The sequence below is a fragment of the Mitsuaria sp. CC2 genome (assembly GCF_048957715.1).
Lineage (GTDB): Bacteria > Pseudomonadota > Gammaproteobacteria > Burkholderiales > Burkholderiaceae_C > Roseateles.
Genome location: NZ_JARVXN010000009.1, coordinates 119622 through 129317, shown reverse-complemented (window position 1 = coordinate 129317; position 9696 = coordinate 119622). Strand labels below are relative to the sequence as shown.

Below are 9696 nucleotides of genomic sequence, written 5' to 3'. Positions count from 1 at the left end.
TGCTTGCCCAGCTCCGACACGCCCTCGGCGATCTTGGTGCCGATGGACTCACGCACCACCGCCTTGAAGAGTTCCTCCTTGGAGGGGTAGTAGAGGTACAGCGTCCCCTTGGACACCCCCGCCTTGGCGGCGACCTCCTCCGACCGGGTGGCGGCGAAGCCCTTCTCGACGAACAGCGACAGCGCCGCCTCGAGCAATTCCTGCGGCCGCGCCTCCTTGCGCCGCTGTCGAGTGGACGACGGCGCCGGGCTGGCGGTCTTGGCGGAAGCGCGAGGCATGTTGAACGAGCGGACGGCTTGCTCCCTCTCCCGCTTGCGGGAGAGGGTGGGGGTGAGGGGCGCGGGCGGCGCGCGGGGTCTGCGCAGTCAATAACTGACTAACCGGTCAGTAATGTAGCGGCGGCCTTTCGAACTGGTCAAGCGCCGCCCTACCCGGGCAAGGCCTGGCACGGAGCCCTTTAAGGGGGACTGAAGGCCTTCACGCCCGACTCACGGAACCCTCACGCCAGACCCGCCCATCCGGGTGCTGCACTGCGGCAAATCGTGTTCGAGCGACGGCTATGATCCCCGCCGACCCGCCTCCACCCCCGAGCGAGGCGGCATTCTGGAGTCGAAGTTTGGACACTCTGATGTTGATCAAGGCCGCGATCATGGGGATCGTCGAAGGCCTGACCGAATTCCTGCCGATCTCGTCGACCGGCCACCTGATCCTGACGGGCGCGCTGCTGGGCGGTTTCGAGGATGCGCGGGGCAAGGTGTTCGACATCGCCATCCAGACCGGGGCGATCCTCGCGGTGATCATCGTGTACTGGCAGCGCCTGCGCGAAACCGCGGCCGGCCTGGGCAGCGACGCGCGCGCCCGCCGCTTCGTGCTGAACGTGGCCATCGGCTTCCTGCCCGCCGTCATCCTGGGCCTGCTGTTCGGCAAGGTCATCAAGGAACACCTGTTCACCCCCGTGGTGGTGGCGAGCACCTTCATCCTCGGGGGCTTCATCATCCTGTGGGCGGAGCGCCGCCAGCAGACCACGGTGCGCATCCAGGACGTGGACCAGATGACGCCGATGGATGCGCTCAAGGTCGGCTTCGTCCAGTGCCTGGCGATGGTGCCGGGCACCAGCCGCTCCGGCGCGACCATCATCGGCGGCATGCTGCTGGGCCTGTCGCGCAAGGCGGCCACCGATTTCAGCTTCTTCCTGGCCATCCCGACACTGATCGGCGCCGGCCTGTACAGCCTGTACAAGGAACGCTCGGTGCTGTCGACCGGCGACATCCCGCTGTTCGCGGTCGGACTGTTCTTCTCCTTCGTCAGCGCCTGGATCTGCGTGCGCTGGCTGCTGAAGTACATCGCCAGCCACAGCTTCGTGCCCTTCGCCTGGTACCGGATCGCTTTCGGGATCGTGGTGCTCATCACCGCATACACCGGCGTCATCGTCTGGGCTGAATAAGCCCCCTTCCGGCTGCGCCGGCCCCCGGGGGCAAGCCCGTGAGCCTGGCGGCGCCCGATCTCGGGCTCCGCTTGTCCGGGCTCCGCTTGAAAAGTCGGCCACCTCCGGGGCCTCCTGCCATGGGCCGGCGTTTCCGGCTGGCGCCAGCTAAAATTGAGTCCATGACCATCACGATCAAGACCGGCGCCGACATCGACGCCATGCGCATCGCCGGCCGTCTGGCGTCCGAGGTGCTGGACATGCTGACCCCGCACGTCAAGCCGGGCGTCTCCACCGAGCACCTCGACAAGCTGGCCCACGACTACATCGTGAACGTCCAGCAGGGCATCCCCGCCCCACTGAACTACCAGCCGCCCGGCTATTCGCCCTACCCCAAGTCGATCTGCACCTCGATCAACCATCAGGTGTGCCACGGCATTCCGAATGACCGTCCGCTGAAGAACGGCGACATCGTCAACATCGACGTGACCGTCATCAAGGACGGCTGGCACGGCGACACGAGCCGGATGTTCGTCGTCGGCGAGGGCTCGATCGCGGCCAAGCGGCTGTGCGCCTTCACCTACGAGGCGATGTGGAAGGGCATCCAGAAGGTCAAGCCGGGCGCGCGCCTGGGCGACATCGGCCACTCGATCCAGACCTTCGCGGAGAACGCCGGCTTCAGCGTCGTGCGCGAGTTCTGTGGCCACGGCATCGGCCAGAAGTTCCATGAGGAGCCGCAGGTGCTGCACTACGGGCGTCCCGGCACGCTCGAGGAGCTGGTGCCCGGCATGGTCTTCACGATCGAGCCGATGATCAACGCCGGCCGCCGCGAGATCCGCGAGATGGGCGACGGCTGGACCATCGTCACCAAGGACCGCTCGCTGTCGGCGCAGTGGGAGCACACGGTGCTGGTCACCGAGACCGGCTTCGAGATCCTGACGCAGTCGGCCGGCACGCCGCCGCCGCCGGCCTTCGCGTTGCCCCAGGCCGTGCCGGCCTGATCGCCGCGGCCCGCCCATGAACGCCAGGACGCCCGGCGAGGTCGGCGCTTCCTCGAACGACCCGTCGGCGCTGCCCGCGGCCGGGCCGTCGGTCGCCGACCTGCGCCAGCAGTTCAAGGCCGGCAAGCAGGCGCTGCTGGACGACTTCGCGTCGGTCAAGGCCAGCGTGTCCGCGGCCACCCGCCTGATGCGGCAGCTGGCCCGGCACGTCGACGGCACCCTGCAGGCGCTGTGGACGCAATCGGGCATCGCCGCGGCGGCGCCCGAGGCCGCGCTGGTCGCGGTCGGCGGCTACGGACGCGGCGAGCTGTTCCCGCATTCGGACGTCGACGTCCTGCTGCTGCTGCCCGACACGCTCCCCGACGGCGCCACGCCGGATCAGCCCGGCCCGCTCAAGCACGCGATCGAGGCCTTCATCACCGCCTGCTGGGACATCGGGCTGGAGATCGGCTCCTCGGTGCGGTCGGTCAAGGAATGCCTGGACGAAGCCGCCGGCGACGTCACCATCCAGACCGCGCTGCTGGAGTCGCGCTGGCTGGCCGGCGCGAAGCCGCTGGTCAAGCGTTTCGACAAGGCCTTCTGCACGGCGATGGACGCACGCGCATTCATGCGCGCCAAGACGCTGGAGATGCGCCAGCGCCACACCAAGTACGAAGAGACGCCTTACGCGCTCGAACCCAACATCAAGGAAAGCCCCGGCGGCCTGCGGGACCTGCAGGTGCTGATTTGGATCGCGCGCGGCGCGGGCCTGGGCAAGACCTGGCCCCAGCTGGCGGCCAAGGGCCTGATCACCACCTTCGAGGCCCGCCAGCTGCAGCGCAACGAAGGCGTGCTCAAGAGCATCCGCTGCCAGCTGCACCTGGCCGCCCGACGCCGCGAGGACCGGCTGGTCTTCGACCTGCAGACGGCGGTGGCCGAGCGCTTCGGGTACGAGTCGACAAAGTCGCTGCGCGCTTCCGAGAAGCTGATGCGCCGCTATTACTGGGCGGCCAAGGCGGTGACGCAGCTCAACCAGATCACGCTGCTGAACCTGGAAGAGCAGATCAACGACACCCGCGACAACGGCCTGCGACCGGTGAACGAGCGCTTCCTGGAGCGCAGCGGCATGCTGGAGATCGCCTCCGACGATCTCTACGAGCGCGAGCCGCACGCGATCCTCGAGACCTTCCTGATCTACCAGCAGACGCCCGGCATCAAGGGCCTGTCCGCGAAGACGCTGCGCGCGCTGTACAACGCGCGCGGACTGATGAACAGCGCGTTCCGTCGCGACCCGGCCAACCGCGCGATGTTCATGCGCATCCTGGAGGAACCGCAGGGACAGACGCATGCGTTCCGGTTGATGAACCAGACCTCGGTGCTGGGGCGTTACCTGTGGGTGTTCCGGCGCATCGTCGGGCAGATGCAGCACGACCTGTTCCACGTCTACACGGTGGATCAGCACATCCTGATGGTGCTGCGCAACATCCGGCGCTTCTTCATCCCTGAGCACACCCACGAATACGCGTTCTGCTCGCAGCTGGCGGCGCAGTTCGACCGCCCCTCGGCGCTGTACGTCGCGGCGCTGTTCCACGACATCGCCAAGGGACGCGGCGGCGATCACTCCGACCTCGGCGCGGCCGAGGCCAAACGCTTCTGCCGCGCGCACGGGCTCCCGAAGGCGGACGCGGCGCTGGTCGTGTTCCTGGTCGAGCACCATCTGACGATGTCGCGCGTGGCGCAGAAGGAGGACCTGTCGGATCCCGAGGTCATCCAGCACTTCGCGCAGCTGGTGAAGGACGAGCGCACGCTGACCGCGCTCTACCTGCTGACGGTCGCCGACATCCGCGGCACCGGACCCAAGGTCTGGAACGCGTGGAAGGGCAAGCTGCTGGAGGACCTGTACCGGCTGACGTTGCGCGCGCTCGGCGGCGCGAAGCTGAACATGGCCGCGGAGATCGAGGCGCGCAAGCAGGAGGCGCGGCAGGAACTGGCGCTGAAGGCGCAGTTGCCGGGCACCGAGGATGCGCTCTGGAAGACGCTGGACCTGAGCTACTTCGCGCGCCACGACGCGCCCGATCTGGCCTGGCATGCGCGGGCCCTGTGGCGGCATGTGGAGAGCGTGGAGCCCGTGGTGCGGGCGCGACCGTCCCCGGTCGGCGAAGGCCTGCAGGTGCTGGTGTACGCGAAGGACCTGCAGGACCTGTTCGCGCGGATCTGCGGCTACTTCGACGGCGCGGGCTTCAACATCCTGGATGCCAAGGTCCACACCACCCGCACCGGGTATGCGCTGGACACTTTCCAGGTCATCGCGCCCGAGCTCGACCTGCACCACCGCGACCTCACGGCGCTGGTCGAGTCCAAGCTCGGGCAGGCCCTGGTCGCGCAGGGACCGCTGCCCGAGCCCCGCAAGGGCCGGCTGTCACGGCGCGTGAAGAGCTTCCCCTTCACGCCGCGCATCGCGCTGCGGCCCGACGAGCGTGCGCAGCGCTGGCTGCTGTCCGTCAGCGCCACCGACCGCGCCGGGCTGCTGTACGCCATCGCCCGGGTACTCGCGCGGCATGGCATCAACCTGCAGCTCGCCAAGGTCTCGACCTTGGGCGAACGCGTCGAGGACACATTCCTGCTGGACGGCGCCGCGCTGCAGCAGAACCGCACCCAGCTCCAGATCGAAACCGAACTGCTGGACGCCTTGTCGGTCCAGTGAGGCATCCAGCGAGGCCATGAGCCAGTGAGCCAGTACCACGTGATCCCGTCGGCCGAGGCCTTCGCCCGACTCGGCGGGTTCAGCACCGTGATCGACGTGCGCTCCCCCGGCGAGTTCGCGGAGGACCACCTGCCCGGCGCGCTGAACTGGCCGGTGCTGGACAACGAGGAGCGACGCATCGTCGGCACGCTGTACCGGCAGGACCCGCTGGAAGCCCGCAAAGTCGGCGCGGCGATCGTCGCGCGCAACATCGCCAAGCACCTCGATGCCAATCGGCCGCTGATGCAGAAGCACTGGCGTCCGCTGGTCTATTGCTGGCGCGGCGGCCAGCGGTCCGGCGCGATGAACTGGTTCCTGAACCAGATCGGATTCAAGTCGCTCCAGTTGGTGGGCGGGTACAAGGCGTTCCGGGGTGAAGTCATCAAGACCCTGGGGGAACAGCCGGCACGCTTCGATTTCGTCGTGCTGTGCGGACGTACCGGGTCGGGCAAGACGCGGCTGCTGCAGGCGCTCGCCGGCGCGGGGGCGCAGGTGCTCGACCTGGAGGCGCTGGCGCGGCATCGCGGCTCCGTGCTGGGCGCCCTGCCCGATCAGCCGCAGCCCAGCCAGAAGGCGTTCGACACGGCGTTGTGGCAGGCGCTGGTGAAGCTGGATCCGGACCGGCCGGTGTTCGTCGAAAGCGAGAGCCGGAAGATCGGCGGCGTGCAGTTGCCGGAGGCCCTCCATCTCCGATTGCGGGAGCACGGGCGGTGCGTCTGGATCGACATGGCCGACGAAGGACGCGTGCAGTTGCTGCTGGAGGATTACGCGCATTTCAAGGACAGGCCGGAGACCTTCAATGCGCTCATCGGCGGGCTGGTGAGCCTGCGGGGTCGGGAACGGGTCGCCCGGTGGCAAGCCCTGGCCGTCGGTGGACAGTGGGCGGAGGTGTTCGGGGAATTGATGCGGGATCACTACGATCCGGGTTATGAACGCTCGCTCACCAACCACTTTCCGAAGCTCGTCGACGCGCCGCGGATCGGATTGCGCGATGGCAGCGCCGAAGCCACCGCCCGGGCCGCGGAAGAGATCCTGGCGTTCGCGCGCGGTTGAAGCAGCGGCAGGGCCAGCGCCAGCCTCTTTAGGTCTGCGCCTTCTCAGCCCCTCTCCTTCTAAGCCTCTCCTTCTAAGCCTCTTCTTCTAAGCCCCTCTCCCGCAGTGCGGGAGAGGGAGTAAGAAAGAAGGCTCAGAACTTGACCTGCAAGCCCGCGAAGATGCTGCGCCCCGGCAGCGGCGTCAGCTCCCGGATCGTCTGCACGCTGCCGGCGTTGTAGGCCAGCTTGTTGGCCAGGTTGTCCAGCTTGACGTACCACATCGCGTCCAGGTTGCCGATGTCGAAGTGGCGCGCGATGTTCAGCCGCAGGACGCCGTAGCCCGCCGTCGGCGTGTCCAGCGCGGGCACGCGGTCCTGGCGCATGGCGCCGCGCAGTTCCGCCTGGAGCAGCCACGGCCCGCTCTCCGCCTGGATCGACACGCTGCCTCGTACCGGCGCCAGACGCGGCAACGGCTCGCTCGTATCGCGGTTGGTGCCGCGCACCAGGTCGATCGTCGTGCCCAGCGTCAGATCCCAACCCGCCAGCCGGGGCAGCGGCTGCCTGCCTTCCAGTTCCACGCCGTGCATGCGCGCACGCACGCCGCGGTACAGGTACTCGGGCACGGAGGCGATCTCGCCGTCCTCGCCCACTTCCTCGATGCTGCGGCCGCTCGCGTCCAGCGCGATGTAGTTGGAGAAGCGCGTCTGGTAGACCTGCACGCTCCACTTCGCGTCGCCCTGCTTCCAGTGCAGCCCCAGGTCGACCGCCTTCGCGCGTTCGAGGCCGAGGTTGACGTTCCCCACCTCGTACGCGCCCGACGCCACGTGCACGCCATTCGCGAACAGCTCATAGAACGTCGGCGCGCGCTGGCTGCTGCTCAGGTTGCTGGACAGGCTGAAGCCGTTGCCGAGTTCGTAGGCGCCGCTCAGCGAGACGCTCTTCGGGCTGAAGCGCCGCGTCACCGGATCGCCGAAGCGCTCCTCGTCGCCGCCGGTCGAGCCGATGTTGACGCGCTCCGCGCGCGCACCGGCCTGCAGGCTCCACGGGCCCGAACGGAACTGCTCGATCAGGAACAGCGCGTTGTTGCGCGTCTTCGTGCCGGGCACCAGCGCCTCCTCGCCGAGCGCGGAGAAATCGCTGAGTTCCCATTGCCAGCCGAGCACGCCCTGCATCGAGCCCCAGCCGCCCTGGAAGGCCGAATGCGTCGCCTCGATGCGGCCGTCCTTGCCGTCGGACGAGAAGACGGTGCCGACCTCGCCGCTGCCCTCCACTTCCTGGTGCTTGTAGCGGCTGCTCGCGAACTGCCAGGTCACGCGCGCGAGCCCCGGCAGCGGATCGCGCCATTCGCCGGCGGTCGCCAGACGCTGGCGCTGCATCTCGATGCGCACGTCGGGCTCGACGGTGACGCCGTAGTCGTTGTGATAGTCCTCCACCGACACGCCGGCGTAGCCCTTCGAGAACAGCAGCGAGCCGCCCACCGCGCCGCTGCGGCCGTGGCTATCGGAGTTGCGGACGTGCGTGGACGAGCCGTCCTCGCTGTCGAAACGCGGGACGCGCTGGTCGTCGGCGCGGCTGTCGGCCGCGTCGACGTGCCAGGCGACAGCGTTGGTGCCGCCGTCCAGCACGACCGCGCCGCCGCGTTCATTCGACGCGCCGCCCAGGCGCACCTCGGCCGCGCCGTTCAGCCCGGGCTGCGCCAGGCGCGGGATGCGGTTGTCGATCGCGTTGACCACGCCGCCGATCGCGTTGCCGCCGTATTGCAGCGCGGCGGCGCCGCGCAGCACCTCGACACGCGTCAGCACCAGCGGATCGACCGGCAGCGCGTGGTCGAAGCTCAGGCTCGACGCGTCGACGGAAGCGCCGGAGTTGCTGAGCATGCGCACGCGGTCGCCGTCGAGACCGCGCATCGTCGGCCGGTTGCTGTTCGGGCCGAAGTAGGTCGAGCCCACACCCGCCAGGCCGTCGAGCGTCTCGCCGAGGCTGGCGCCGCGCTTCAACGTCAGCGCATCGCCGCTCAGCACCTGCACCGGCGCGGCGAGTTCCTTCTGGCTCAAGGGATTGCCGGTCACGACGACCACGTCGAGCTTGTGCTTGTGGGGCCGGTCGGCGCCGCCGGACGCGGTGCCGCCATCGGCCGCAGCCGAGGTCGATGCGGCCGCGGCGGATGCGGCCGCAGGCGCCGGAGCGGCCGGCGCCTGCTGCGCCCAGGCGCCGCCGGCGACGCTCAGCGCGAGGGCCAGCATCGTGGGTTGGAAAGGGGCGCGCGACAGCGCCGACGAACGGATCGAAGTGGACAGGATGGCCATGGAAACACTCTCGAGCACCGGCGGCTGAATGCCGCGGCGCCATCAAATTCTTGGTGGGGCCCATGCCGGTGCGCCGCGATGCCGACGGCATGCGCGAACGGCCCGGTCGCATGAACGGACACGCCCGGAACGGACGCGCCTGAGCAAGGGCGGAATCGAGGGAGGTGTCAGGCTCTCGGCGGCCCGCGGGCGCTTTTTCGCCACTGTTGCGCGAGCGTGGCGTCGTGGGGCTGGTCGACGCCGGCGGGAACGTCCGGCGGGAGCGCGGTCCAGGCGGAAGACTGGACGATCGGGCCCAGCACATGGCTGAGCTGGTCGAGGAGCTGGCAGTCGCCGGAGCCGGCGACGTGTCCGAAGGTCAGGAGCGAGTCCTCTTGCGCATCGCCGGACGTTGCCAGTGCGGCTGCCGCGGCCCGTTCGATCGCGGCGACCTGCTTCGCGGCGAAGACGGCGAGACGGACGGGTTCGGGCATCGGCCCACCGTGCAATGCGCGGTGCACCAGCCCCAGCGCCTGGAAACCCACCACGGCGACCACGCACCACCAGATCCACCAGCGCTGCTGGCGGGTCATGGCGATCGTGGTCGAGCGCAACATCGGGACCGACCGCCCTCAGCGCGTCGCGCGGACAGCGTCCGTCACGCGATAGAACATGCCGTAGGGATCGTCGTTGAGGACGGCCAACTGGCCTTCCACGGTCACGACGTCCAGCGTGTAGCGCACCGGCGTCCTGCTGCGCACCTCGACCAGTCCCTCCGGTCCCGCGGGCACGCAGAACGAGCAGCTCGTCGGCACCGACGACAGCAGGAAGTGGCTCTGCTTGTCGCCCGGCTCCAGCGGCATCATGAAGCCCTGGACCTTCACCGTGCGCTGGTTCAGCGCCAGCACGCCGGACGGGAACGTCGGGATCACCTTGCTCTTGTCCGCCTTGACGGTGACCGAGGACAGCAGCTTCCAGCTGACGACGCCCTCGACCTCCTGCAGCGGCTTGAAGGGGCTGCGCGGGTCGTGATAACCGGGGCCGGAGCCCATCGGCATCGCCGCGCCCGAGGGAGCCGTTGCCGTCGCGGAAGCGCTCGATGTCGTGGCCTGCGCGCAGGCCACGCCGCCCATGACGATCGTCACGAGCGCGACTGCGGCCCGGCGGGTCAGCGTTTCAGCGGTGGTGGATCGAGGGGTCATCGAGCAGATGTCGAGCGGATGGCGAGCGG

Annotated in this window: 8 protein-coding genes; 4 read left to right on the top strand and 4 right to left on the bottom strand. The window is 68.9% G+C overall.

Translation table 11 applies throughout. The annotated features are described in order from the left end of the window. Positions 1–278 (bottom strand): TetR/AcrR family transcriptional regulator (locus tag PV762_RS05815; RefSeq protein WP_421034081.1); only part of this gene is annotated, 278 nt, incomplete at its 3' end. 338 nt (positions 279–616) lie between these two features. Between PV762_RS05815 and PV762_RS05810 the strand changes: the two genes are divergently transcribed. From PV762_RS05810 to mnmH, 4 genes are all read left to right on the top strand, one after another. Beyond that, positions 617–1444 (top strand): undecaprenyl-diphosphate phosphatase, encoded by an 828-nt coding sequence (locus tag PV762_RS05810; protein ID WP_421034080.1) that lies wholly within the window; start codon positions 617–619, stop codon positions 1442–1444. Between the two features lie 161 nt (positions 1445–1605). Next, the gene (map, locus tag PV762_RS05805; protein WP_421034079.1) at positions 1606–2424 is read left to right on the top strand and encodes a type I methionyl aminopeptidase; all 819 of its coding nucleotides are present in this window, start codon (positions 1606–1608) and stop codon (positions 2422–2424) included. A gap of 16 nt (positions 2425–2440) precedes the next feature. Beyond that, a complete protein-coding gene (locus PV762_RS05800) occupies positions 2441–5107 on the top strand; it encodes a [protein-PII] uridylyltransferase (RefSeq protein WP_421034078.1) in 2667 nt (888 codons plus the stop codon). Between the two features lie 24 nt (positions 5108–5131). Next, on the top strand, positions 5132–6199 hold the full coding sequence (gene mnmH, locus PV762_RS05795) for a tRNA 2-selenouridine(34) synthase MnmH (RefSeq protein ID WP_421034077.1): 1068 nt from the start codon (positions 5132–5134) through the stop codon (positions 6197–6199). A gap of 133 nt (positions 6200–6332) precedes the next feature. Here mnmH and PV762_RS05790 read toward each other — a convergent pair whose 3' ends face one another. From PV762_RS05790 to PV762_RS05780, 3 genes are all read right to left on the bottom strand, one after another. Next, positions 6333–8486 (bottom strand): TonB-dependent receptor, encoded by a 2154-nt coding sequence (locus PV762_RS05790; RefSeq protein ID WP_421034076.1) that lies wholly within the window; start codon positions 8484–8486, stop codon positions 6333–6335. 167 nt (positions 8487–8653) lie between these two features. Beyond that, complete coding sequence (locus PV762_RS05785) at positions 8654–9082, bottom strand: hypothetical protein (protein ID WP_421034075.1); 429 nt, start codon at positions 9080–9082, stop codon at positions 8654–8656. Positions 9083–9097: 15 nt separating this feature from the next. Next, complete coding sequence (locus PV762_RS05780) at positions 9098–9667, bottom strand: DUF3299 domain-containing protein (RefSeq protein ID WP_421034074.1); 570 nt, start codon at positions 9665–9667, stop codon at positions 9098–9100. Positions 9668–9696 lie beyond the last annotated feature (29 nt).

Coding starts and splice junctions, on each gene's coding strand:
- map (WP_421034079.1), top strand. CDS start 1,606: ATGACCATCACGATCAAGACCGGCGCCGACATCGACGCCATGCGCATC.
- PV762_RS05785 (WP_421034075.1), bottom strand. CDS start 9,082: ATGTTGCGCTCGACCACGATCGCCATGACCCGCCAGCAGCGCTGGTGG.
- PV762_RS05800 (WP_421034078.1), top strand. CDS start 2,441: ATGAACGCCAGGACGCCCGGCGAGGTCGGCGCTTCCTCGAACGACCCG.
- PV762_RS05790 (WP_421034076.1), bottom strand. CDS start 8,486: ATGGCCATCCTGTCCACTTCGATCCGTTCGTCGGCGCTGTCGCGCGCC.
- PV762_RS05780 (WP_421034074.1), bottom strand. CDS start 9,667: ATGACCCCTCGATCCACCACCGCTGAAACGCTGACCCGCCGGGCCGCA.